The 23,272-nt window shown below is 64.6% G+C and carries 23 protein-coding genes; 12 read left to right on the top strand and 11 right to left on the bottom strand.

The features are described 5' to 3' along the window. Positions 1 to 8 precede the first annotated feature (8 nt). Complete coding sequence (locus tag BRA471DRAFT_RS23825) at positions 9 to 938, bottom strand: tripartite tricarboxylate transporter substrate binding protein (RefSeq protein WP_231170962.1); 930 nt, start codon at positions 936 to 938, stop codon at positions 9 to 11. A 163-nt stretch (positions 939 to 1,101) separates the two neighbouring features. Next, positions 1,102 to 1,914 (bottom strand): helix-turn-helix domain-containing protein, encoded by an 813-nt coding sequence (locus BRA471DRAFT_RS23820; protein ID WP_007611818.1) that lies wholly within the window; start codon positions 1,912 to 1,914, stop codon positions 1,102 to 1,104. A 353-nt stretch (positions 1,915 to 2,267) separates the two neighbouring features. Here BRA471DRAFT_RS23820 and BRA471DRAFT_RS23815 point away from each other — a divergent pair, with 353 nt between their 5' ends. Next, on the top strand, positions 2,268 to 4,037 hold the full coding sequence (locus tag BRA471DRAFT_RS23815) for a CYTH and CHAD domain-containing protein (RefSeq protein WP_007611816.1): 1,770 nt from the start codon (positions 2,268 to 2,270) through the stop codon (positions 4,035 to 4,037). Between the two features lie 121 nt (positions 4,038 to 4,158). Here the strand turns inward: BRA471DRAFT_RS23815 and BRA471DRAFT_RS23810 are convergent, their stop codons facing one another. From BRA471DRAFT_RS23810 to BRA471DRAFT_RS23795, 4 genes are all read right to left on the bottom strand, one after another. Next, complete coding sequence (locus tag BRA471DRAFT_RS23810) at positions 4,159 to 4,785, bottom strand: transglutaminase-like cysteine peptidase (RefSeq protein ID WP_007611814.1); 627 nt, start codon at positions 4,783 to 4,785, stop codon at positions 4,159 to 4,161. 331 nt (positions 4,786 to 5,116) lie between these two features. Further along, the gene (locus tag BRA471DRAFT_RS23805) at positions 5,117 to 5,728 is read right to left on the bottom strand and encodes a PilZ domain-containing protein (RefSeq protein ID WP_007602573.1); all 612 of its coding nucleotides are present in this window, start codon (positions 5,726 to 5,728) and stop codon (positions 5,117 to 5,119) included. A gap of 68 nt (positions 5,729 to 5,796) precedes the next feature. Continuing rightward, positions 5,797 to 6,963, bottom strand: coding sequence for a CynX/NimT family MFS transporter (locus tag BRA471DRAFT_RS23800; protein ID WP_007611812.1), 1,167 nt, complete (start codon positions 6,961 to 6,963; stop codon positions 5,797 to 5,799). Positions 6,964 to 7,034: 71 nt separating this feature from the next. Further along, the gene (locus BRA471DRAFT_RS23795; protein ID WP_007611809.1) at positions 7,035 to 8,276 is read right to left on the bottom strand and encodes an MFS transporter; all 1,242 of its coding nucleotides are present in this window, start codon (positions 8,274 to 8,276) and stop codon (positions 7,035 to 7,037) included. Between the two features lie 420 nt (positions 8,277 to 8,696). Here BRA471DRAFT_RS23795 and BRA471DRAFT_RS23790 point away from each other — a divergent pair, with 420 nt between their 5' ends. From BRA471DRAFT_RS23790 to BRA471DRAFT_RS38440, 3 genes are all read left to right on the top strand, one after another. Then, positions 8,697 to 9,848, top strand: a complete 1,152-nt coding sequence (locus BRA471DRAFT_RS23790; protein ID WP_007611807.1) for a zinc-binding dehydrogenase — start codon at positions 8,697 to 8,699, stop codon at positions 9,846 to 9,848. Positions 9,849 to 9,949: 101 nt separating this feature from the next. Further along, positions 9,950 to 10,390 carry a VOC family protein gene (locus BRA471DRAFT_RS38445; RefSeq protein ID WP_084777549.1) on the top strand — a complete coding sequence of 147 codons (441 nt, stop codon included), beginning with the start codon at positions 9,950 to 9,952 and terminating at the stop codon, positions 10,388 to 10,390. A gap of 114 nt (positions 10,391 to 10,504) precedes the next feature. Beyond that, a complete protein-coding gene (locus tag BRA471DRAFT_RS38440) occupies positions 10,505 to 11,017 on the top strand; it encodes a hypothetical protein (RefSeq protein ID WP_007611803.1) in 513 nt (170 codons plus the stop codon). Between the two features lie 37 nt (positions 11,018 to 11,054). On the opposite strand, the gene BRA471DRAFT_RS23775 is transcribed toward BRA471DRAFT_RS38440, so the two are convergent. Next, the gene (locus BRA471DRAFT_RS23775; RefSeq protein WP_007611801.1) at positions 11,055 to 11,408 is read right to left on the bottom strand and encodes a cupin domain-containing protein; all 354 of its coding nucleotides are present in this window, start codon (positions 11,406 to 11,408) and stop codon (positions 11,055 to 11,057) included. 464 nt (positions 11,409 to 11,872) lie between these two features. Here BRA471DRAFT_RS23775 and BRA471DRAFT_RS23770 point away from each other — a divergent pair, with 464 nt between their 5' ends. After that, positions 11,873 to 13,870: a DEAD/DEAH box helicase gene (locus tag BRA471DRAFT_RS23770; protein WP_007611799.1), complete on the top strand. Its 1,998-nt coding sequence runs from the start codon at positions 11,873 to 11,875 to the stop codon at positions 13,868 to 13,870. Between the two features lie 32 nt (positions 13,871 to 13,902). On the opposite strand, the gene BRA471DRAFT_RS23765 is transcribed toward BRA471DRAFT_RS23770, so the two are convergent. Further along, positions 13,903 to 14,409 (bottom strand): GNAT family N-acetyltransferase, encoded by a 507-nt coding sequence (locus BRA471DRAFT_RS23765; protein WP_035975100.1) that lies wholly within the window; start codon positions 14,407 to 14,409, stop codon positions 13,903 to 13,905. Between the two features lie 146 nt (positions 14,410 to 14,555). Between BRA471DRAFT_RS23765 and BRA471DRAFT_RS23760 the strand changes: the two genes are divergently transcribed. Beyond that, positions 14,556 to 14,945 carry a hypothetical protein gene (locus tag BRA471DRAFT_RS23760; RefSeq protein WP_007611791.1) on the top strand — a complete coding sequence of 130 codons (390 nt, stop codon included), beginning with the start codon at positions 14,556 to 14,558 and terminating at the stop codon, positions 14,943 to 14,945. 13 nt (positions 14,946 to 14,958) lie between these two features. Here the strand turns inward: BRA471DRAFT_RS23760 and BRA471DRAFT_RS23755 are convergent, their stop codons facing one another. Continuing rightward, positions 14,959 to 15,513, bottom strand: coding sequence for a PAS domain-containing protein (locus tag BRA471DRAFT_RS23755; protein ID WP_007611788.1), 555 nt, complete (start codon positions 15,511 to 15,513; stop codon positions 14,959 to 14,961). A 453-nt stretch (positions 15,514 to 15,966) separates the two neighbouring features. On the opposite strand from BRA471DRAFT_RS23755, the gene BRA471DRAFT_RS23750 reads away from it, so the two are divergent. Both BRA471DRAFT_RS23750 and BRA471DRAFT_RS23745 read left to right on the top strand, forming a co-directional pair. After that, entirely contained in the window at positions 15,967 to 16,803 is an 837-nt protein-coding gene (locus tag BRA471DRAFT_RS23750) for a rhomboid family intramembrane serine protease (RefSeq protein ID WP_035974206.1), read from the top strand. A 189-nt stretch (positions 16,804 to 16,992) separates the two neighbouring features. Further along, positions 16,993 to 17,421, top strand: a complete 429-nt coding sequence (locus tag BRA471DRAFT_RS23745; protein WP_007611784.1) for a CBS domain-containing protein — start codon at positions 16,993 to 16,995, stop codon at positions 17,419 to 17,421. A gap of 17 nt (positions 17,422 to 17,438) precedes the next feature. Here BRA471DRAFT_RS23745 and BRA471DRAFT_RS23740 read toward each other — a convergent pair whose 3' ends face one another. Further along, positions 17,439 to 18,482, bottom strand: coding sequence for a patatin-like phospholipase family protein (locus BRA471DRAFT_RS23740; protein ID WP_007611782.1), 1,044 nt, complete (start codon positions 18,480 to 18,482; stop codon positions 17,439 to 17,441). Between the two features lie 242 nt (positions 18,483 to 18,724). Between BRA471DRAFT_RS23740 and BRA471DRAFT_RS23735 the strand changes: the two genes are divergently transcribed. Then, a complete protein-coding gene (locus tag BRA471DRAFT_RS23735) occupies positions 18,725 to 19,798 on the top strand; it encodes a hypothetical protein (protein ID WP_007611780.1) in 1,074 nt (357 codons plus the stop codon). Between the two features lie 302 nt (positions 19,799 to 20,100). After that, on the top strand, positions 20,101 to 20,382 hold the full coding sequence (locus BRA471DRAFT_RS39070) for a hypothetical protein (RefSeq protein WP_007611778.1): 282 nt from the start codon (positions 20,101 to 20,103) through the stop codon (positions 20,380 to 20,382). A 77-nt stretch (positions 20,383 to 20,459) separates the two neighbouring features. On the opposite strand, the gene BRA471DRAFT_RS23725 is transcribed toward BRA471DRAFT_RS39070, so the two are convergent. Next, a complete protein-coding gene (locus BRA471DRAFT_RS23725) occupies positions 20,460 to 21,452 on the bottom strand; it encodes a zinc-dependent alcohol dehydrogenase family protein (RefSeq protein WP_007611776.1) in 993 nt (330 codons plus the stop codon). 104 nt (positions 21,453 to 21,556) lie between these two features. Between BRA471DRAFT_RS23725 and BRA471DRAFT_RS23720 the strand changes: the two genes are divergently transcribed. Next, positions 21,557 to 22,408, top strand: a complete 852-nt coding sequence (locus BRA471DRAFT_RS23720) for a LysR family transcriptional regulator (RefSeq protein WP_007611774.1) — start codon at positions 21,557 to 21,559, stop codon at positions 22,406 to 22,408. 72 nt (positions 22,409 to 22,480) lie between these two features. Continuing rightward, on the top strand, positions 22,481 to 22,903 hold the full coding sequence (locus tag BRA471DRAFT_RS39820; protein WP_007611773.1) for a hypothetical protein: 423 nt from the start codon (positions 22,481 to 22,483) through the stop codon (positions 22,901 to 22,903). The last annotated feature ends 369 nt before the right edge of the window (positions 22,904 to 23,272 follow it).

Raw genomic sequence — 23,272 nt, 5'->3', positions numbered from 1 at the left:
GGCGGCGGCTATTGCGGCTCCAAACCGAGAGTCTTGATCGACTCGAGCCAGACCGGCCCTTCCTTTTCGTAGAGCGCAATCGAGGATGCGCGATCCATGGCCGGCTGGTCGACGCCGAAGGCATCGAGCAGCTTCTGCACGCGCTCCGTCTTGCCGCCTTCGACCATCAGCTTGGCGAGCATGTCGATCCGGTCTGCCGGCATCGCAGCGGGCGCCACCAGCGCGGTAAAGCTGATCAGCTGGAAGACATTGCCGGTGACCCCTTGTTCGGTAAACGTCCTGGTCTCGGGCAGCTTCTTCATGCGCACCGGCGTCGGCACGGCAATCGGGCGGCCGATGCCGGTATCGAGCACCGGCAGCGCAGCCTGATAGCTGCCGACCGCCGCCTGGATCACCCCGGCGGCCAGATCCTGCCACATCGGCGCTTCGCCGCGGTAATGCACGATGGAAATGTCGAGACCGAATTGGCGGTTGAGCTCGGCGATCGCAATATGCGCGAACGAGCCGATCCCGTACGAGCCGGCCGTGACCTTGTTGGCACGTGCGTACGCGACGAACTCTTCGATCGTCTTTGCATTGGTGGCGGAATGGACCACCAGCGGCAGATGCCCCGAAGGCGTCACCGCGACGATCGTGAAATCCTTGTCCGGATCATAGGCCAGCGATTTCAGCAGCAGCCGGTTACCGAGCAGGGTGGACGAGATCGTGTACATCAGCGTGTAACCGTCGGCCGGGGAATCCTTCACCGACTGTGCCGCCAGCGCGCCGCTGGCTCCGGTTTTGTTTTCGACGATGACCGGCTGGCCAAGCTTCTGCGAGATATACTCGCCATAGGCGCGGGCGAAGGCATCGGTGATGCCGCCTGCCGGCGTCGAGACGACGATCCTGATTGCCCGGGTCGGCCAGGCTTCGGCCCAAGCCGTTTCAGAAGCGGCCAACGTCAGGCATGCAATCGCGGCAGCCCAAATTCTCGCGGATGTCCGCACTTCGGCCTCCCCTTGTCCCTGTGTCATTGGGCAGCCGGCAGCCGCCGCAACGAGGTGTCACACGGGCGAGGAGGAGGGTCAAGAAATCAAAATATCGTTTCACTGTGTGAAATGATCATCGCCGACCTGCAGGAGAACCCGGCGCAGCAAGCTTGGCGCCGAGCGCCTCGGCAAGTGCGGAAGCGACCTTCTTCATCGGAGGTACGAAGCGGCGGATGCCTTCCTCCGGACTGACCGCTTCGCGGAGCATCATGACGTTCATGCTGCCGAACAGCCGGTTCTGAAGCGCGACGGGAACGCCAAGCGCCCAGACTGCGCCGCCGAAGATACTGCGGCTGTAGCTGTCGTCCATCACCGCGAACCCGGCTTTGCGGATCGTGCGCAGCGCCTTGGTGAGCTTGTCGGGATTGCGGGCCAGATCGTTCCAGGGCTCCGGACCGAGGGCAAGCCGCGCGGCAATGCGCTCCTGCTCGGCGGGCTCGCAGAAGGCGAGATAAGCGCGCCCCATCGAGGTGCCGAGGACTGGAAAGCGAAACCCCGGCGGGCGGCTGAACAGCAGCGATCCATCCACCCGCGTCGTGTGGGCGATGACCATGGACTCCTGATCGAGCACCGCGATGTCCGACGGCCAGTGGATTTGCTTGCGGAATTTGTTGAGGATGGGTTCGGCGATGCCGCCAATCCAGGTCGGCTCATCATAGCCTGCGCTGAGCAGCAGCGCCCGTCCCGTCGGCGCGTAGCTGGCGGGCTCGGTACGGCGTACCACATAGCCTTCGTGCTCCAGCGTCTCGAGCATGCGGACGATCGTTGACTTGTTCAGCCCCGTCGCTTTGTGCAGCGAGCCGACGGTCGACTGCCGTTCCTGATTGATCACACGCAGGACCTCGAGGCCCCTGGACAACGCGATGACGGGGCGGAACGACGTCATGGCAGCTCCTTGTGATTGCCTGTGCCGCTACCCAATGAAGCAACCGCCGGATCAGTCAACAGAGGTGATATTGTGACGCCAGGGATAGGGTAGCCGCTCGACGCCATGGCCTTCATCGATTGCGGGAAGGCTGGAATGAGTCAAGCTCGCTGACGCGTTCATTTCGGTTTCGAGAAGGGCGGGATTCGCAGTCAAGTCGATCGCTTGCTGCGCCGGTGGCAATTTAGTTCCTGTGGTCAAGCCGCTCGCAGCTCGTGTGGACGGTGGGGCACTGCGACGTAACGTGACTATTCCTCGCGGGCTGCAGCGGCTATACGCTGTCGCTCTGTCATCGAACTGTCATGTTACCTCAAATGCTGAAGTCAGACGCAACGCCGGTCCGTAAGCATCCGGGCGCGCGGGATGGGAGTCCTGTTGCGAAGGACAACAAGAGAACGAAAGTCCTCGCCGGCTTCCTCAGGCAACGTGAACCGGCCGTATCAGGCGCGGAACCTGTGATCGTCGAGGGCGCTGTGATCGATCAGACGCCATCGCAAGACCCGGAACCGGCAACGGAACCGCTCCGGTCGAGCGCTGCCGCGCAGGCCGCCGGTGAGATCGAACTCAAGCTTCTCGTCGATGCCGATCGCATGGCGCATCTCAGCGCTGCGCCCGTCATCGCGGCGAACGCGCGCAACAAGGGCACGCGCAAACATCTCAAGTCCGTCTATTACGACACGCCGGAGCGGACGTTGCGTCGCAACGGCTTGAGCCTGCGGGTTCGTCAGAGCGGTACGCGCTTCGTGCAAACCGTGAAGACCGATGCGGTGGACGATCCGCTCCGCCGCGGTGAGTGGGAGGCGAGCGTGCCTTCGCTTGCGCCCGATCTCGCTTTGGCAATGCCCTTCATTCCCGAGAAGCTTCGCGGCGACCTGGAAGCGCAGCCGCTCGAACCGATGTTCACCGCCGATGTCCATCGCCATGCGCGGCTGATCGACCTGCCGTCAGGCACGGTCGAGATCGCCTTCGACCGGGGCGAGTTGACGGCCGGCGATCGTTCACTGCCGGTGAGCGAGATCGAGTTGGAGCTCAAGAGCGGCAGCGCCAGCACGATCTACGAGATCGCGTTGCGGCTTGCAGAGCACGGCGTCGTGAAGCCGTCCATCCGCTCCAAATCGGCACGCGGCTTCGATCTTGCCGCCGACAAGCCGCCCTCGACGCGACGTCCGCGAAAATTTCGTCTCGATCCGTCAGTGACATTGGACGAGGCGTTTGCGACAATCCTGCGCTCCTGCTTCCTCCATCTGCTTCAATCGCTGCCGGCGGCCGAGGACGGCCGCAATCCGGAAGGAATCCATCAGCTGCGCGTCTCGCTGCGCCGGCTGCGGTCGGTGCTGGATCTGATGCGTTCGGCGGGCGTGTCGAGCAATGTCGATACGCTGCGAACCGAAGCCAAAAGGCTGGCGCAGGATTTGTCCGCCGCGCGCGACTGGGACGTGTTCCAGATCGAGACCTTGCCGACGATCGCTACAGCCTGTCCGTCGGTCGCGGGCTTCGATGCGCTGGGCCTGGCTGCGGCCGGGCACCAGTCCGACGCCTATCGCAAGGCGCATGGCGCCCTCGAAGATCGCCGCTGCGCCATGTTCCTGCTCGGCCTCGGCAACTGGATCGAGGCGCGCGGCTGGCGCAACGACGTCGCCACCGAGGATCTCGGCCAACTCGCCGAACCCGCGGCCGACTTCGCGGCACGCATCCTGTCGGCGCAATACGCCAAGCTGCTCAAGCGCGGCCGCCGCTTCAAGTCGCTTTCCGCCGAAGGTCTGCACCGTGTACGGCTCGCGACCAAGCGGCTGCGCTATCTCAGCGAGTTTCTGCTGCCGCTGTTCGCGGACCGCAAATCCGCGCGAAAATTCGCGCGCAGGCTTGCCGGCTTGCAGGAGCAGCTTGGCGCCTTCAACGACATGGCGGTCACGGCATCATTGCTCGACCGGCTTGATGCCGAGCCCGACGGCGCCATCGCTGCGGCGGCGATTGCCGGCTGGCAGGCGCGCGCGTCGGTCGGGGTGCAACCCGCCCTGCAAAGCACATGGCGCGATTTCACCGCCGCGCGCGTGCCCTGGTCGCGGCAGACGCCGCAGAACTAGGCGAAGTACGTCCCCAAAAAAGTTGCGGCCAGCCATTGGGGGATGGCTGGCCGCGCGCGAACCGGTCTGGGACGGGGAGGGGTGGGGATGTGACCGGGTCGCGTATCTCTTTCGTTTGTCTCTACTGATCCCTTGCGCTGGCGGTGGAGACCGCCGGCTTGGTGTCGCCGAGCGAGACCCAGACATTGGGATCGCTCTGCGACTGGCGCTTGACGAAGCGGTAGCCGGTCTCCGTCCAGGCAACGACGTTCTCGTTCTGATTGTCGAGAACGAACTCGCCCTTGTCGGTCTTCACCGTCAGCACCGCGTGTCCTTCGCCCTTCTTGTCGCGCACGACGGTGATGAGGAGGGCCTCGCGCGGCCATCCGGCATCGATCAGCATCTTGCGCTTCAACAGCACGTAGTCTTCACAGTCGCCGTAACCGTCCGACGGCAGCGACCACTTTTCGATCACGCCCCAGTGCTCCTGGTCGGTCAAAGGCTTGACGGTCTCGTTGACCCAGCGATTGACCTTGACGAGGTCGCGCCATGCAGCCTGCGACATCACGATGTCGCGCGGTTGCGTCGGCGCGCCCTGGCACTGAGCGGCATTATCCGCACAGAACTCGACCCAGCCGATCGGCGCACGCGTGGTGTCGCCGAGGCTCGCGTAGAGCAGACGGCCTTCGCCGGCCTGCGCTGTCGCGCTCATTCCGAAGAGCATGGCGGCGAGCGCCAATCCCTTCCCCTGTCCCCTGAAATCAAACATTGCGGCCCCCGTTTCTTGTTGGGACCACATTGCGCAGCGAGCTTTTGAGTTGCCGCTAAGTCAGCCAAGTCAAGTCGAGACGAATGCAAGTAAAACACGCGGCGAATTCGATCTATACTTGAGTCAAACTTGAATAAAATTCGATATGACTGCAATTGATTCAAATTTTATCGATTAACGCGGAAATGCTGGCGGAACCGTTGTTTGCATGCACCGGCAGCCTCCGCGTTAACCCACGCGAGGCCCGTCACGACCCATGAAAAAGGCGGCGTCCGCATCGCGGAGGCCGCCTTCAGTACTGGAAATGCAGTGGTTTTGGTGCCTTCGCGCTTTACCGCGCGGTAACGCTCTCTTCGAGAGTTTCAATTGGCTGCGAATGCATGAACTCGAGCGCGAAGCCGTCTTCGAGGTTTCGGACCACGCGGCCCTGCACCCGGCCGAGCAGAACCGTCGATTTCAGCGGAGGGCGGTTCTCGGCGGCGATGGCGGCGCCCGACAGCGAGAGGTCGATGATGCGGCAGGTCATCTTGGTGCCGTCCTCGAGCGTCAGCACCGCAATCGGATTGCGCGGCACGATACGATCGTGGCGGCGGTCTTCCGGCAAATTGAGGATGTCGCGGTTGGCGAGCCAGGTCAGCTGTGCCGCAAGCTTGTCGCGCTTTCGCGGCGTCGCACCGACCGTCATGGCGAAGCCATTGTCGATGATGCGGGTGATCTTGCCCTCGACGCGGCCGATATGGTCGAGATAGGCGACCACGCGGTCACCGACATTGCCAATGCCGGGGGCCAGCAGTGCCAGCCCGCCCGGCGACATGTTGATCACCTGGCAGGGGAATTCACGGCGGTCCGGCAGCATGTAGCGGCCGAGCAGGTGAACCTTCACCCGCTGGAAACGCCGACGTTCCTCGGCGGCCGGAAGAAATTTTTTGTGCGCCAACGCCATTTTCACAACCCGACCCCCCGCCTGGCGGAGTCAGGGACGACCCTAAGGTGCACAGGGTTAATGCCGCGTTAGGATCGGGCGCGGCGATGACGAACAGCCACAACGCGTTCGAAAAGCCACATCAGGGGCGGGCAGGCCAGCACCGTCAGCGCGCCGAGGTCCAGCGCGACCGCGGCAGTGCCGGCCGATTTGGCGAGCCGGCCCGCCACCGCCGGCCCCAGCATCATCGCGGCATAGAAGAGAGTGTAGAACACGCCCATCCCGATCGCCCTGGTTTCCGGCGCGAGTACGCGGGCGGCCAGGCTCATGATCGGGCCGGCGGGAAGGCCGCCGATCAAGCCGCCCAGGACGAGGATCGCGATCACAGCGTCGGACCGGGTCAGCCAGGCGAGCAGACCGGCCACCACGAGGCTCGCCGCGATCGCCACGACAAAGGGGCGCTTGGTGCGATCGGCGAGATATCCGCCTGAAGGCACCGAGATCACCGACAGCCACATCACGAGACTGATCGCCGAGCCCGCCGCCGCAATGCTCCAGCCGCGCTCGACGAGCAATGAGGGGCCGAACGAGAAAATCATGGCGAAGCCGATATTATAAAGGCCCCAGATCGCACCCGCGACGATCACCGCCAGAAGCGCGAGCGGATCGAGCCGCCCGGAGCCGGCCGCGCTGGCGGTTGCTCCCGGCGGCGCTTGGTAGAAAATGATCAGCACAATGCCGGTCGCGGTCAGCGCGCCGGTCACGAGAAACACGGCGCCGGCGCCATACGCCGTGCCGATCGCTGGCAGCACCAGCAGCGAGATCGCAACCCCTGCCGGCCAAGAGTTGACGAAAACCGCCATCGCGGTGGCGATCTCCTTCCCCGCAAACCAGTCGGTGCCCATCTTCGTGAGTTGCACGGTCAGCAGCACGCCGCCGGCGCCGGAGGCGAGCCGGCCCGCCATCTGCCAGCCCCAGACGTCGGTGGTGGCCATGACGAGACTGCCCGCCGTCATCAGCAGCAGCGCCACGATCGTGGTGGGCTTGTCGCCGAGCGTCCGGCCGATCGCGCCGCCCGGCAGCGCCAGCACGATGCCCGGTGTGAAATAGAGTCCGATCAGGATGCCGATATCGGCGAGTCCGACGCCGAAGCTCTGCTGCAGCAGCGGCGCGACCGCGGCCACGCTCTGGAACTGGAACGCGATGGTGAGGCGAACGACGAACAGGATCGCAAGTATGCCCCAGCGATTGCGCAACGTTTCATCTCCCCAAACCCTGTATCGAGCGTGCGGTGGGGAGACGCCGGAGTCAACCGCAAGCTCTGAGCTTACGTCTTCCTCGTCGCGCGCCCATAGAGAAGACATAGCAGCGCCAGCAGCACTGCGGCCGAGAGCCCGAGCGACCAGTGAATGCCGATCGCCGCACCGAACAAGCCGACCGTGATGCCGCTGAAGGCTCGCATCCCGAGCCCGGCCATGTTGTAGAGGCCGACGACGCGGCCGCGAATGTCGGACGGCGCGTTCAACTGCACCAGCGCCTGCGCCATGGTGTTGAACGACAGCTCGAAGAAGCCTGCAAAAAACAACAGCACGATCGCGACCGGGTAGATCCGCACCGAGGCGAAGCCGAGCAGCGCCACGCTCCACAGCATGGCGAGCATGATCGCGGTGCGCGGCGTACCCTTGAGCCGTCCCCAGGATTCCAGCGCGATGCCGGCGAGCAGCGCGCCGGCAGCATCGGCCGCGAGCAGCACGCTGTAGGAGATTCCGGGATCGCCGTGGCCGAGATCGCCGGCAAAGCCCGGCATCTGGGCGTGATAGGCGTTGCCGATCATGAAGGAGGTGAGGCCGGCGAGCCATGTCATCGCCGTCAGCACCGGCTGCGTGCCGATGGCGCGGATGGTCAGCATGATGTCGGCAAGGCCGCGCACGGCGAAGCGCCGCACCGCGACACTCTTGTCCCGCACCGGCGCCCAGAACAGCCACAGCAGCATCGGCAGATAGAACAGCGTGTTGAAGATGATGCCATGCGAGGTGCCGAGCGTGAGCATGATAATGCCGCCGACGGCAGGTCCGACCAAAATGCCGAGATAGCGTGCCATCGCGTTCAGTCGCACCGCGCTCGGAAGATCGGCGGGACCGACGAGGTCGTAGAGCAGGAGCTGGTTCGGCGTCTGCCACAACACGCCGGCGCAGCCATGGATCACCAGCAGCAGCATGGCGTGCCACATCTCGATGGCGTCGGTGATGAAGAAGAAACCCCATCCAGCCGAGGCAACGATGAACAGCAGCATGCCGCATTGAATGATGCGGCGCGGATCGATCCGGTCGGCCAGCCCGCCAACCGCGACCGAGAACAGCAGGAACGGCAGCCAGTGCGACAGCACCGCAAAGCCCGCCAGCGCCGGCGAATGGAATTTCTGGAACACCACCCAATAGCTGATCACGTGCTCGATATTGTCGGCCATCATCGCCAGCACGTAAGCGATGAACTGGAGCCGATACGGCACCGACTTCATCGCCGCGAACGAGCCGGACGCGACGACGGGATTTTGGGGGAGGGGGTTCAAGCGGGCACCTGGGTGGGACTTTCGCGCCGTGCCTACACGTTCGCCGTCGAGTGCTCAAGACACCTAGGCGTGCTTGGATATCTGTCATGCACTGCCGCCACAAGCTCAACCGTCATCCTGAGGTGCGAGCGCAGTGAGCCTCGAAGGATGAGCCGCAAGCTCCTGTGGCCCATCCTTCGAGGCGCGCAAGAGCGCGCACCTCCAGCGACAACCGCTTTGCGGTTGCGCGGGGATGACGGTGGTGAGTGTGGCAGGCACTGTAGCCCGGATGCGCGAAGCGATATCCGGGAACGCTGGCCCCGCATGTCGCTTCGCTCATGCGGGCTACGAGACCGCGGCTTGGCACGACCGCGCATCTCACATACGCTTCGCCTCAGCCCGCACCAATTAATCATAACAGACGGGCATCGAGGACACGCCATGGACCAGATCCGCGTCTGCACCCACGCAGGGCCCGGGAGCGAACCCGTCATCCGCACCGTGCCGTGGCCGAAGGTCGGCAAGAGGGGCGCGCTGATCAAGGTCGGCGCGTGCGGCGTCTGCGGCACGGACCTGCACATTCTGAAGGGGCATTGGCCGAAGCCGCTGCCATGGCCGTTCACGCTCGGCCACGAGCTCGGCGGAATCATTGTCGAATGCGGCGACGAATTCACCGAGGACTTCATGAGCAAGCCGCTGACGGTCGGATCAAAAGTGATGATCCCGCCGCTGATGCCCTGCGGCCGCTGCTATTACTGCATCCATTATCCCCTGACCGCCAACAAGTGCCTGACGCCGGTCTATTACGGCCGCTATCTCGGCTTCGATAAGGCGCCGCATATGTGGGGCGGCTGGGCCGAATATGTCTATGTCGATCTCGACATGCTGCCGGGCACCAAGATCTACAAATTGCCTGACGACATGTCGCTGCGGCTGGGTGCGCTGTCGGAGCCGCTGACCTCCTGCATCCGCGCCTTCAACCGCGCGAGCCGCGCCGGCGGTTTCACCTGGGGCGACACGGTGGTGATCCAGGGCTCGGGCCCGATCGGCATTCTCGCGGTCGCCGCCGCGCAGGAGATGGGAGCAGGGCGCGTGATCTGCGTCGGCGCGCCGGAGGAGCCGCGGCTCAAGCTCGCGCGCGCGTTCGGCGCCGAGGCGACGGTGAACATCGACGAACTGAAGTCACCACAAGACCGCATCGCGCGCGTACGCGACATCGTCGGCGGCTTCGGCGCCGATCTAGTGATGGATTGCTCGGGCCACCCCTCAGCCGGTCCCGAAGGCATCGAGATGCTGCGCGACGGCGGCACCTATGTCGAGATGGGCCAGTTCACCGACGCCGGCTCGATCGAGACCTCATGGCACCGCATCTGTACCAAGGACCTCAATGTGCTGGGCTCCTGGGGTTTTACCGGCAACGATCTGCCGCTCGGCGTCGACATGCTCTATCGCACGGCGGGCAAATATCCCTGGCTGAAGATGCAGACGATCTATCCGTTCACGGAAGACGGCGTCGCGCAGGCGGTCAGGGACGCGATGGCGATGAAGACGGTGAAGTCGACGATCGTGCCGTGGCCGGAATTGGTGGCGTGAGAAATTCGTAGCCCGGATGGAGCGCAGCGCAATCCGGGATTCTTGACCGTGGCTCCCCGGATTCCGCTACGCTCCATCCGGGCTACGGGCGGGCGTTTGGTATGAAGGATGAGATGACAAACGAACAAACGACCGAACCAGGCGAGCGCTCCCGTTCGCCCTTCAACGCCATTCGTGCCATCGACTACACCGTCATTTTCGTGCGCGACATGGCGGCGATGCGCCGCTTCTACGAGGAAGTTCTCGTGTTTCCGCTGCTGCGGGAGTTGTCGTCGAACTGGATCGAGTACGGCTTGGGCCCCAACACGTTGGCTCTCGCTACACCGGGCCGGACCGCGACTGACGCGCCGGTGCCTCACGGGAGCGCCTCGCTGCAACTGGCCTTCAAGGTCTCCCCGGCCGAAGTCGATGCGTGCGCCGATGAACTGGTGCGGCAGGGCGTTGCGCTGCTGTCGCCGCCAACGAACCAGTCGTTCGGGCATCGGACGCTGTTCTTCCGCGACCCCGACGGCAATCTCTTGGAGGTCTATGCGGAGATATGAACCGCGCAGCGGCGGGGCTGTGCACGAAAAGTTCCATTGAACATCCGCGAGTTATTCACGCCGGGGTGAAACTTAGACCGGGCTTTCGGCTTTCAGTTCACGGGAGAGTTCATCGTGAAGCGGATTCTGAAACCCGTCACTTACATCCTTGCCGCCATCTACTTCCTGGTGGATGCGGTCTTCATGGCCGTGGCGAGGCCGATCTCGCGCTGGATCGGGCGGCATATCGAATTGAAGCGATTGCGCGGCTGGATCAGATCGCTGTCGCCTTATTGCTCGCTCGCCCTGTTTTCCGTACCCGTCATCATCTTGGAGCCGGTCAAGCCCGTGGCAGCCTATCTCGCGGCGACCGGTCAGATCGTGAGCGGGGCCGTGACGTTCATCATCGGCGAGCTGCTCAAGCTCGTGCTGGTCGAGCGCCTGTTCCATCTCACGCGTGACAAGCTGATGCGAATTCCGGCTTTTGCCTGGGTCTATGGCAAGTTCACAGACGTCAAGGCCTGGCTGCAGGCGACCGAAGCCTGGCGTGCCGTTCGCGCCTTGGGCCGCGCGGCGAGGGACACCGTTGTGCGGGCCAGAGCCAGGCTGGCCGTTGGCTTCGGCAGGCTCGTCACCTCCAGGGATTAGGGCTGCAGGGATTAGGGCTGCGCCCGCGCGCTGCTCTCTATGCGAGCTTGCGCGATGCGGCGGTGGCCTTGTCGCCCGTGTTCGGCGTGCCGGTCGGCTCGATGAGCAGGAGATGAACTTCCTCGCGCGCTACCGGTCGATGCTCAACACCTTTGGGCACGACATAGAGTTCGCCCGGACCAAGCGTTACCGTGCGATCCCGCAATTCAATGTCCAAACTGCCTTTCAGGACGAGAAAGAAATCGTCGGTGTCGTCGTGCTTGTGCCAGGTGAACTCTCCCTTCACCTTCACCACCATCACGTCGCAGTCGTTGAAGGTCGTGATCGTGCGTGGAGACCAGAAATCCCCAAAAGTCGCGAGCTTGTCGGCAAGCGATATGCCGTCGGCCATGTGTCACCCTTATTTTGCTTCCGCGTGAGGCACGATTTGGGAGCGACGTGCTGACGCGGCAAGACTTGGGTTCGATGGCTTTGGTCTCGTCCCAAAGCGTGCAGTCGCCACACAAGCCCTTCGACCGAGAGAGGTCATGTGCGCATCCAGGGTGCCTAATGGCGCGCAATTTGGGCCGGGTGGACGTGGAAATCCCATGCTTCGGCACAAAATCCCTCTATATGCAGCGAAACGGCTCGAAAACGCTGGATGTAGTGGGTCGAGCTGGCCAGTAAGCTTATTCTCGGCATCACCAAAGCCATGCGTCATAGGCATGGTGATTTGCCCGCACTTGGCGTAAAGAGCGTCCAAATCAAATCACCACGCGGGCGGCTGGACCATTTGCCGCCTACGCAGCTTCAGGTCGCGCGGCTCGACGTTCCGCGCCTGGACCAACCAAGGTTTATCCCGTGTCTTTTCCGACCATGAGTGCGCCGCTCGCCCGAGCTTTGGCCGAGCGCAACTACGACCGTCCGACCCCTGTTCAGCTCGCCGTGCTCACGGACGAGGCCGCTGACCGCGACCTCTTGGTTTCGGCCCAGACCGGCTCCGGCAAGACCCTGGCCTATGGGCTGGCGATGGCCAAGGATCTGTTGGGCGACGCCGAGCGGTTCGAGCGGGCGGGTGCACCGCTTGCTCTGATCGTTGCGCCGACCCGCGAGCTTGCCTTGCAAGTCCACCGCGAGCTGGCGTGGTTGTACGAGCATGCGAGCGGGCGCGTCGTCTCCTGCGTCGGCGGCATGGATCCCAGGCGCGAGCAGCGCGAGCTTGCGGCCGGCGCTCATATCGTCGTCGGCACGCCCGGCCGGTTGTGCGATCATTTGCGCCGCGGCCGTCTCGATATCTCGGAATTGAAGGTGGTCGTGCTCGACGAGGCCGACGAGATGCTCAATCTCGGTTTTCGCGAGGACATGGAGTTCATCCTCAAGACCACGCCGGACACGCGCCGCACCCTGATGTTCTCGGCGACGTTCCCGCGCGGCATCGTCGCGCTGGCCAAGCAGTATCAGCAGCGGGCGTTCCGGATCGAGGTCGCCGGCGACGAAGGCGGTCATGCCGATATCGAGTACCGCGCGATCCGGATCGCGCCCGGCGATGCCGAGCACGCCGTCGTCAACGTGCTGCGCTTCTACGAGGCGCCGAGCGCGCTGGTATTCTGCAGCACGCGCGATGGCGTCCGCCATTTGCAGGCGGCGCTGCTGGAGCGCGGCTTCTCCGTGGTCGCTCTGTCAGGCGAGTTGACGCAGAACGAGCGAACCACGGCGCTGCAGTCGCTGCGGGACGGACGCTCGCGCGTCTGCGTGGCGACCGATGTCGCCGCCCGCGGCATCGACCTGCCGAGCCTCGACCTCGTCATTCATGCGGACCTGCCCAACGACGCCGAGGTCATGCAGCATCGCTCCGGCCGCACCGGACGCGCGGGCCGCAAGGGGACGAGCGTCATGCTGGTGCCGCCCGTGCGGCGGCGGCGTGCGGAAATGCTGCTCAACGTCTCGGGCATCGACGCGGTCTGGGGGACGGCGCCGCAGCCGGATGAGATCCGCAAACTCGATCACGAGCGCATGAAGGACGTGCTGTTCACGGAGGAGACCACCGCCGACGATCTGGCCCTGGCGCAGGCGCTCTTGGCCGAGCGATCGGCTGAGGAGATCGCCGCGTCACTCGCACGGCTCTATCGCGCGCGGCTGCCGTCGCCCGAGGACATCATGGATCCCGGCGAGCGAGCTGGCCGGCCGCGCGAGGATCGCGGTCGCAACGACACGCGCGCTCCGCGCGACGATGTCCGCGCATCGCGTGGCGATGATCGGCCCGAAAGGGCTCGACCCAAAGCGGGAAAATCGTCGTCGAAACATGGCATGGCGGATGGCAGCGTCTGGTTCCGGGCCAACATCGGACGAAAAAAGAACGCGGAAGCACGCTGGCTGTTGCCGATGATCTGCCGTCGTGGCGGCATCGACAAGAACGATATCGGCGCGATCAAGATCATGGACACCACGACCGAGTTCGAAATTTCCGAGCGGGTCGCGGACTCCTTCGCCGTGAAGATCAAGCGTCCGGACAAGGAAGACAATATCCGCCTCGAGCCGATGGCGGATGCGCCGCAGCGGCAGGTGGCTTCGGAAGAGCGGCCCCACGCGCCGCGGCGTGACAGCGGCGACAGCGATCATCGTGAACGCCAGGGCGAACGCGCGCGCGAGCCGAACGGGTTCAAACCGCAAGGCAAACCTCACGGCAAGCCACACGGCAAAACGTACGAAAAGCCGTACGCCGAGCGCACACCGAAATTCGACGATGCTCCTTCCTTCGCAAAGAAGAAAAAGCACAAGAACAAGCCGGGCTACGCTGAGCCCTCGGTCACGTCGTGGTCTGAGAAGGGCGCCCCCGGGAAGAAGCCGAAGACGAAAAAGAAGCATCGCGCCTGACGGCCGCCTTCCGGCGCCGACGGAGAGGGGCGTTACGTCGCAGCCAGGTCGCGCAGCATGTAGGTTGCGCTGTCGCCGTAGGTCGCGAGTTTTGCCCGCAGCTCCGCATCCGCGGTGACCGGCCGAAAGCCGAGGCGCTGCCACAGCGGCCGCGTGGCGTAGACCGACACCAATGCGAGCGTCGCGATCCCTGATGCGCGCGCGAGCTGTTCGATCGCGACGACATAGTCGCGCGCGACGCCGCCGCGAAAGTCGGGCAGCACCGCGACGTCGTGCAAATAGATGCAATCCGCATCGCCGGGCAATTGCTCGAGGAAGCCGTCGAGCGGCGGAATCCGGTGCTGCATCCAAGGATGCGCGAGACCGTAGCCGACGATTCCGTCGTCCGCGACAAGCACGCGGCAGCCGTCAGGACAGAGCCGCATCTTTTCCGCGAAGACCTCAGGCCGCTCAGGCAGGTCAGGATGGATCCGCGCTGCGATCGCGCTGATCGCCGGGAGATCGGAGGCGCGGGCGGGACGCCAATGCGGCTTGCTCATGTCGATCCGTCGTTCCGTCACAATCATCCCAGTTTATTCCGATGCGACGATGCGCGCAGCGAAAAATATCTTTGCCGCGATCTCAGGAATACGACGGCTCGCGCGGCGTCCTACCCATGCAAGCCCATTGCATGACAGGAGAGACCATGACGACATCCTCGATCCGCCTCGCGCTCACGCTCGCAATATCGCTGGCGCTGCTTCCCGCTGCCTTCGCGGCACCGCCGACCAAGACTGGCAAGTCCGACAAGGGGAACGTGCTCACCGACGCCAAGGGCATGTCGCTCTATACTTTCGACAAGGACGTGGACGGCAAGTCGGCCTGCAATGGTCCGTGTGCGACCAACTGGCCGGTGCTGAAGGCCGAGGCGAGCGATGCGGCCGCCGACGGCTACACCGTCATCACGCGCGACGACGGCTCGAAGCAATGGGCCTACAAGGGCAAGCCGCTCTACACCTTCGCCAAGGATACCAAGCCCGGTGACGTCACCGGCGACGGCTTTTTGAACGGCGCCTGGCATCTGGCGATGCCGTGAGCGGGGTGCACTCCTAGCGCAGCCCCTCATACACCATCAGCCCGCGTGCGATCTGCAGCTTGCGGATCGCGCGCGGCACCAGTTTTTCCGGCTGGTGCAGATAGCGCCAGGAGGTGAGGGCGAACGGACCCAGTGCACCGCATTCGTCGTCGAACGGCGCGAGCACGCCTGTCACGCTCACCGGTGTATGCGGGCGGGCATTGAACGGCAGCAGCAGCAGCTCGAGATGCGCCTTGCTGCCGTCCTCGCGCGCGGCGGTGACGCCGGCGATTGCGCCGAGGCTCTCGTCGGCGACGATGGTCGTGATCTCCTCGATCTCGCGGCGGCTCGCCTCGTTGAACAGCGCCGCAAAGCTCGAATCCTTGAGGTCGCGCCCTGCGAGTGCGCAGACGCGCGTGCCGGCGACGCGGAACGGAAAGCCGAGATGGGGCTCGCAGGACAGCACGAAGATGTCACCGAGCAGGCCGCGCACGGCGGCCGGATCGATATCGGCCCGGTCTGGCGCCCGCGCAGTGCCGCGCTTTGTGTTCCAATATGCGAAGAACTCGCGGCTCGACGGATGTTTCATGACTGAACGCTTACCCCGGGGCGCAACCTCGCGGGACAAATCTGTCCCGCTTCAGTGCAGCCGCGATCCCTGTGTTGTTGTGCAGGAGGGGCTTTGCAGCGTCCATGCCGCAGCGGCGTTTTCGGCGTCCCTGGCGCTGCCTTTGCGTCGTTAACGTTAAATTAACTATGCGCTTTCCGTGCGCCGCCCCGCTGCTATGGTGATCGCGGTCGCAAGCTTCGCCGCTTTTCTCCAGGTTCTCGGCGAGGCCTGTACACAGGCGTCAAACAGTTTGGTCACCGGCCGCGGGGAGGGGTGGGGATGTTCCCGTCTCTCTGGGTACCGGAAGTCCGACACGGATAGGCGGGGCCTTCCCAGGGCCCTGCCTTTTCCTTTTGTGCACTTGCGCAGGGCAGGCAAAGGCGACTATCTCCAAAGCCTGTCGCTCCGATCGCGCCTGAAAGCGAAGCCGCCTTGGATTCCCCGCCAAATTCTCCGCCGCAAGATCCTCCGTCGCAAGATGCTTCGCTGGGAGTGCCGGCCGTCGTCGAGGAGGCTCCGCGCGAGCCGATCCTGACGCTGCCGTTCGCGCTGACGGCCTATATCCTGCTCCTCGCGATGATCCATCTGCGGGTGCTGCTGCCGCCGGAGCTCGAGAACTGGACCATCGACGTCTTCGGCTTCATCCCCAAGCGCTACGATTCCTCGCTGCTCAATTTGGAGATTCCCGGCGGGGCCGGCGCCAAGGTCTGGACCTTCGTCACCTATTCGCTGCTGCACGCCAATCTCACCCATCTCGGCTTCAACGTGCTGTGGCTGTTGCCGTTCGGCAGCGCGCTGGCGCGGCGCTTTGGCGCCATCAGGTTCTTCCTGTTCCTCGCGGTGACGGCGGCGGCCGGCGCGCTCGCCCATCTCGTCACCCATGAGCATGCGGTGGCGCCGATGATCGGCGCCTCGGCCTCGGTGTCCGGCGCGATGGCGGCGGCGATCCGCTTCGCCTTCGTTCGCGGCAGCTTCCTGTCGTTCAGCCGATCGGATGCCGATACCGCCGCAAGAGTTCCGGCGCTGCCGCTGGCGCGCGCGCTGCGCGACGGGCGGGTGCTCGGTTTTCTTGCGGTGTGGTTCGGCGTCAACATCGTCTTCGGCGTCGGCGCGATCGGCGTCGACAGCGAGACCACGAGCGTTGCCTGGCAGGCGCATATCGGCGGCTTCTTCGCAGGGCTCCTGCTGTTCGCGCTGTTCGACCCCGTGCCGCGCGTGCGAAGCGATGCTGCGGATGCGTCATCACAGGACATTTCGGACGGTATTTGAAGCGGCGCTTGCGGCGCCGCCCGAATTCATCCATCATTCCCGAGAAGAATGTTCCGAAGCGACAGGCCGTTCGCGGCGATGCTTCGCAAAGCGCACGAGCCTGAAAGCGGCGCTGACACTGTTAGTTGAAGACTCGAAGAACAAGTCCGGACCGCGAACAGCGGACGGCTCCGATTCAGGGAGGCGACAATGACGGTACGTTCGATTCTCAACACCAAGGGCCACCAGATCATGAGCGTCGAGCCGGACGCGAAGCTGGCGGTCGCGGTCAAACTGCTCGGTGAGAAGAAGATCGGCGCGGTGCTGGTGATGAACCAGAGCCGGCTCGAAGGCATCCTGTCGGAGCGCGACATCGTGCGGGTGATCGGCGAGCGCGGCGCCGGCGCGCTGGAGGAGCCGGTCTCGCAGGTCATGACCCGCAAGGTCGTCACCTGCAAGGAGACCGACACGGTCGCCGAGCTCATGGAGATGATGACCACCGGCAAGTTCCGCCATCTGCCCGTGGTCGACAATGGCAAGGTGGTCGGCCTGATCTCGATCGGCGACATCGTCAAGCGTCGGGTGCAGGAATACGAGTCCGAGCAGGAAGCTCTGCGCGACTACATCAAGACCGCCTGATCGGTAAGACGGCCTGATCAGTCCTGCCGCTGGTCGGCTTTGGGCGCGGTGCCCTCGGGCGCGGGCGCCAGCTCGTGGATGGCCTCCTTGATGGACTCCAGCGCACGCTCGGCCGCGCGGGTGCCCAGGGCGATGAGGTCCTCGGAGCGGTGGAAATCGAACCAGCCGAATTGACCGATTCGCGGTGTGATCAGCATATCGGGCGGATCGCCGGCGAGGCGGGCGCGGGTGATGCGGTCCTGCATGATGTTGAAGGCGTCGACCATCACAGAAGAGAGGCCGGGCCGGGCGCTGCCGCCGCCGAAGAACTCGCGCTTCACTGTCTTCTCAGGCGAGAAGAATCTCGGGAAGCGTCGCTTTGACGCCGGCTCTTCGGTCGCGGGGGTCACCGGTTCAGGTATCGCGCCGTGCGAATAGACCGTCGTCGAATAGGTGAAGATGTCGCTGGAAAGATTTGCGGCGATGACGATTTCCGCGCCGAGCGCGCGGGCGGCCGAGACCGGCACCGGGTTCACCAATGCGCCGTCGACCAGCCAGCGATCGCCGATCAGGACCGGAGAGAAGATGCCGGGCAGCGCATAAGAGGCGCGCATCGCGTCCACCACGCGGCCGCGCGTCAGCCAGATCTCGTGGCCGGTGCGGACCTCGGTCGCGACGGCGGCGAACTTGACCGGGAGATCCTCGATCTGGCTCTGGCCGCAGGCAGCCTCGAGCCGGGTCGCCAGCTTCTCGCCGCCGATCAGGCCGGAGCCGTTGAGGCGGATGTCGAGGTAGCCGAGGATGTTGCGCATCCCTTGCAGGCTGCGGCCCCATTCTTCCAGCGTATCGAGCCGGCCGGCCGCATAGAGGCCGCCGACCACGGCGCCGATCGAGGTGCCGACCACGACTTCAGGCACGATTCCGTTGGCGAGCAGGGTCCGGATAATGCCGATATGAGCGAAGCCGCGCGCCGCGCCGCCGCCAAGCGCAAGGCCGATCACCGGTCGGCGGATGCTGCCCAGGCCGACTTTCTCGGCGACCTTATCGCTGTTCGAACCCCGACCCTTCAATATGTCCAGCACCGAAACTCTCCTACGCCGGGACCCGCCATCAGACTAGGCACCGCACTCGCGCTCCGCCAGAACCGGGCCGAAGCATGGTTTATGCCGGTTTGGGAAGGGCACGGGGCAGGAGTATGGCGAGGGACGGGTGCCCCTGGGGTAATCACGCAGGCGTCAGCCGGGTTCCAAAGAACCGTATTGGCCGTATTTCTCGGGGGTTCAGAGGCTTGAATTTGCCGCGTTTTCGGTGAAAAGCAGGTGGCATGACTCTCGGGGGTGACGGCATCATCGGATGGCGGCGCAGCGCATCGCTGCTGCCGGCGCTGGTCGTTGCTGCCTGCCTCTTTACCTTTGGCCAAAATGCTGCGCAGGCGCAGCTTTTCTCCGATCGTCCGCCGCCGGTACCGCCCGCGTCGGTCCCCGATCCCGGCGGTGCCGTCAGCCTCGCGCCGCCCTCCGGCCCGGGTGCCGGACCGCCGAGCCTGCCGCCGACCCTGTTGCAGCCGACCACGCCCAGCATGCCGCCGCCCGCGGTCACGACCGTGCCGTCCGCCGCACCGCTCAACGCGGCCGTGCCCGGACAGGGCGTGCTGTCGCTGACGGCGAAATACGGCAAGGACACCCCGCCGATCACCAGCGGCCTGGTCTGGCGCGTGTTTGCCGATCGTCCCGACGAGAACGGCACCTTCAAGCTGATCCGCGAAGACCGCAATGCCACGCCGAACATCGTGCTGCCGCCCGGCAATTACGTCGTGCACGTCGCCTTTGGCCTCGTCAGCGCGGTGCGCACCGTCAGCTTGAAGGCCGAGACCGATCGCGAATCCTTCGTGCTGCCGGCCGGCGGCCTGCGCATCGAGGGCCGCGTCGGCACCAGCCGCATTCCGCAGAACCAGATCTCGTTCGCGATCTACAAGGGCAGCCAGTTCGAATCCGGCGAGCGCGCCTCCCTGGTGCCGAACGTCGCCGCCGGTGACGTCGTGCTGCTGCCGGAGGGCACCTACTACATCATCTCGAATTACGGTGACGCCAATTCGGTGGTGCGCTCGGACATCCGCGTCCAGGCCAGCAAGCTCACCGACGTCACCATCACCCACCGCGCCGCCGTCATCACGCTCAAGCTCGTCAGCGACAGGGGCGGCGAGGCGCTCGCCAACACCGCCTGGTCGGTGCTGACCCCGGGCGGCGACGTGATCAAGGAATCGATCGGCGCCTTCCCGCGCGTCGTGCTCTCCGAAGGCGAATACCGCGCCATCGCCAAGAACGAGGGCAAGGTCTATGAGCGCGGCTTCAACGTCGTCAACGGCGTCGACGGTGAAGTTGAAGTGGTCGCGCGCTAGTGCTTGAGCGGTGATGCCGCATGCGGCCCGACGCTGGTCTTCGTGCCCAGTGAACACTTCTCATTCAGCGCACGGATCCCCCATATCTTATTACCGCCAGTCCCGTCACGTGTGCGAAAGAGGATGCTCTCGGCTCCTCCGTTGGTGTTGCGATTTGAATAGCTTTGTCAGCGCTACCAAGCAGGACCGATTAACACCGGCACCGGCGGCTTATTCCAGAGACGCCGCAACTTCGTCAAAGCCGGTGCAAGATACCTATTTCCGATAATCAATTTCATTCGCTTTCCATCCTGCTGCGTTATATGTCGGGCATCACTCCAACGGGGGAGGCCGGAGCAGGGTCGTGCGTCTGCGAGACCGGCAAGGAGCAGGGGACCAAGCTCGTCGGCATGTTCGAAGTGATCCTCACCAGGCGTAAGCGGTTCGGCTGGCGGTGGCAGGTGTGCGACCAATCCGGCAAGAAATTTGCCGATGGCTTCGAGCGCACCCGGCCGTCCGCCAAATATCATGGCGAGCGCGCATTGTTTTTTCTGTTGTCGCAGGCCCATCTGCGCAATCGCTTGGCGACGTCCAGCGAGGACTAGCGGCGTTCCCCGTGCGGGTCTCCGTACCCCGGCTTACGCCTCGCTCCATCCGCGACGAGACTTTTCAGCGAGCGCCGTCAGATCTCGACGACGAGCTTGCCCTGCGTCGCGTGATCGCGGATTAGCGCATAGGCGTCATCGACGTTCTCCAGTGTGAAGTGCCGGGCATCGAGCATCGGTAAGAGCTTGCCGGCCTCAACCAGGCGCGTGGCCTCCGCCATGATCTCTCCGTGATGCGCGCGGCCTTCCCCTGAGAGCAGCGGCAGCAGCGTGAACACGCCGGAATAGGTGGCGGCGCGGAACGAGAGCGGCGCAAGCCCATGCGTTCCCCATCCGAGCGCGCTCACGACATGGCCGAAGCGGCGTACGGCTTCGAAGGAGGCGTCGAGGACCTTGCCGCCGACGGTGTCGTAGACGACGTCGAAGCCGCGGCCGCCCGTATGCTCTGCAACATAAGTCGCGATGGCGGTATCACGATCGATGAAGGTCGCGCCAAAACCTTCGATGGTGGCGCGCTGCGATGCCGAGCCGGTGGCGAACACATCTGCTCCGAACGCGCGCGCGATCTGGATCGCGATGTGGCCGACGCCGCCTGCGCCGCCATGGATCAACACCTTCTGTCCGGCCTTCAGCGCCGCGCGGTCGATCAGTCCTTCCCAGGCTGTGATGAAGATGAGGGGCAGGGCGGCTGCCTCCCGCATGCTGAGATTGGCAGGCTTCAACGCCAGCAGGTCGACGTCGACAGCGGCGAATTCGGCGAGCGATCCCTGCACACCGCCGACGCCTCCCGTCATGCCATAGACCTCGTCGCCCCCCTTGAACCGCGAGACGTCACGACCGGTCTGTTCGATCACGCCGGCCAGATCCAGCCCGAGTATCGCAGGCAGCGGATGTCGCGCATGCGCCGCCGCGCCCGCATGGATCTTGGTGTCGAGCGGATTGATCCCGCTCGCGCGGATTCGCACCAGCACCTCGCGCGGGCCGATCTCGGGCGTGGAGAGGGTTGAGGGGCGCAGCGGCGCGTTGTGGGCCTCCAGCACGGCTGCGTGCATCGTCGATTGTCTCGTCATGATCGTCTTGCTCCGTTGTCGACCTCCAATATGCCCATGACTTTTTGCATGGGAAGGAATGAGAATGTACGATTGTCGTGCGTTTTTGTATGAGGAGGCTTCCGGTGGACTGGAGCGATCTGCGCATCTTTCTGGCGATTGCGCGCGAAGGCACTCTCGGCGCGGCCGCACGGAAGATCGGCCAGACCCAGCCGACAATGGGACGGAGACTTCGCGCGCTCGAACAGTCGCTCGGACAAACGCTGTTCCAGCGCACGGCGGATGGTTTCGTGCTGACCGACGAGGGCACAGCTGTGCTGCGCCATGCTGAGCGGATTGAAGAGGAGGCGCTCGCCTTGGAGCGGCGTGCGTCCGGCGCGGAGACGGAGCTCGATGGCTTGCTGCGTCTGTCGTCGTCGGACTGGTTCGGGACGGTGATGCTCTCGCCGCTGATTGCCGCCTTCGGCAAGCGCCATCCGAAGGTGACCGTCGAGCTTCTGACCGATGCGCGCCTCTACAGCCTGCCGCGCCGCGAGGCCGATCTCGTCTTCCGCATCAAACCGTTCGACGAGCCTGAAGTGATCTCCCGAAAGCTGCTCCACATTCCCTACGCGCTCTACGGCAAGAAAGGCAGCAAGCCGCCACGCGCCGGCGACGGAAGCGGTGTCCGCGTTGTGACCATGAATGCCGAATTCGCCGACATGCCCGATGCCCTCTGGTTGAAGCGCACGCTGCCGAATATGGAAATCGCCTCGCGCAGCAACAACAGGCAGGCGCAGGCGGAGCTTTGCGCGAGCGGCGGCGGGCTCGCGGTGCTGCCGCGTCCACTCGGCGACCGCGACCGCCGGCTGGTCGCGCTCGACATCGGCGCGACGCCACCCGGCCGCGACACCTATGTCGGCTATCACCGCGATCTCAGGCGTCTCGCCCGCCTGCGCGCGCTGCTCGACCTCGTGATCGAGCGATTGGCGGGGTGATTGCTCTTGATACGCTGCCGTGGCCAGGGTGTGCGCAGCGATATCCGGGACAGCTCGTGGTGGGAATCCCGGATGTCGCTTCGCTCATCCGGGCTACAAGTCCTTGTGTTGCCTGTCGGGCAAAACACCCAAGCTGTCGGTCAACGCGGGGCGCTAAAAATATTCCACTTTACCGAAATTCGGAAACGGCGTATCCATGCCTCACTCCGGCCCAAGGAAGAGGGGCGTATCGCGATCGTCACGAACGCGGGCCGGACGGCGGTGGACGTTGGTCACATCGGCGCGAAGGGCTTCGCAGGGCGGGCAACCGTGAGCGAAAGCATCGCGCACACGACCGGTGTGATCGGCGTACGGCAAAATCGTGTGGTCCTGACGCCCGGGGTCTGTGCGTCAAGCGTTGCGGTGATGCGGGGTGCCCAACCGGGCACACGCATCAGCCATCCGCAAGGCGACGGGGGCAATAGTGCATCGCTCCCCGGGGAGATCACGACATAAGCCGTAAAGCCACTGCGCAGGGAAGGCCGGATGTTTTGGCTTCACCTGTATGCCGCTGTGCATTGTTCTTACGACAATCTCGCACAGTGGACCGTGGGTGCCAGCCGGCACCCGGTCTTCCCTGCGCCCTCTTTCAATTGAGGGTGAGGCGACGAAGCAAAGCTCGGGCGGAATGCCGCGAGGCTGCGATCCCATGTCGGTTGTCCAACAACGGTCTCGTGCCCCGGACGCAGCGCAGCGCCTCTTGGCGGTGCGCTGCAGAGCCGGGGCCCATGTTGCAGCGATTGCTGTGGCTTCCTGGGTCTCGGCTCTGCGCAGCAGCGTAAGAACGCTGCAGCGCGTCCGGGACACGAGAGCAGCGGACCCTGT

The organism is Bradyrhizobium sp. WSM471 (genome assembly GCF_000244915.1).
Lineage (GTDB): Bacteria > Pseudomonadota > Alphaproteobacteria > Rhizobiales > Xanthobacteraceae > Bradyrhizobium.
Note: the sequence above shows the minus strand (reverse complement) of the source record. Positions and strands in the feature narration are given on the sequence as shown.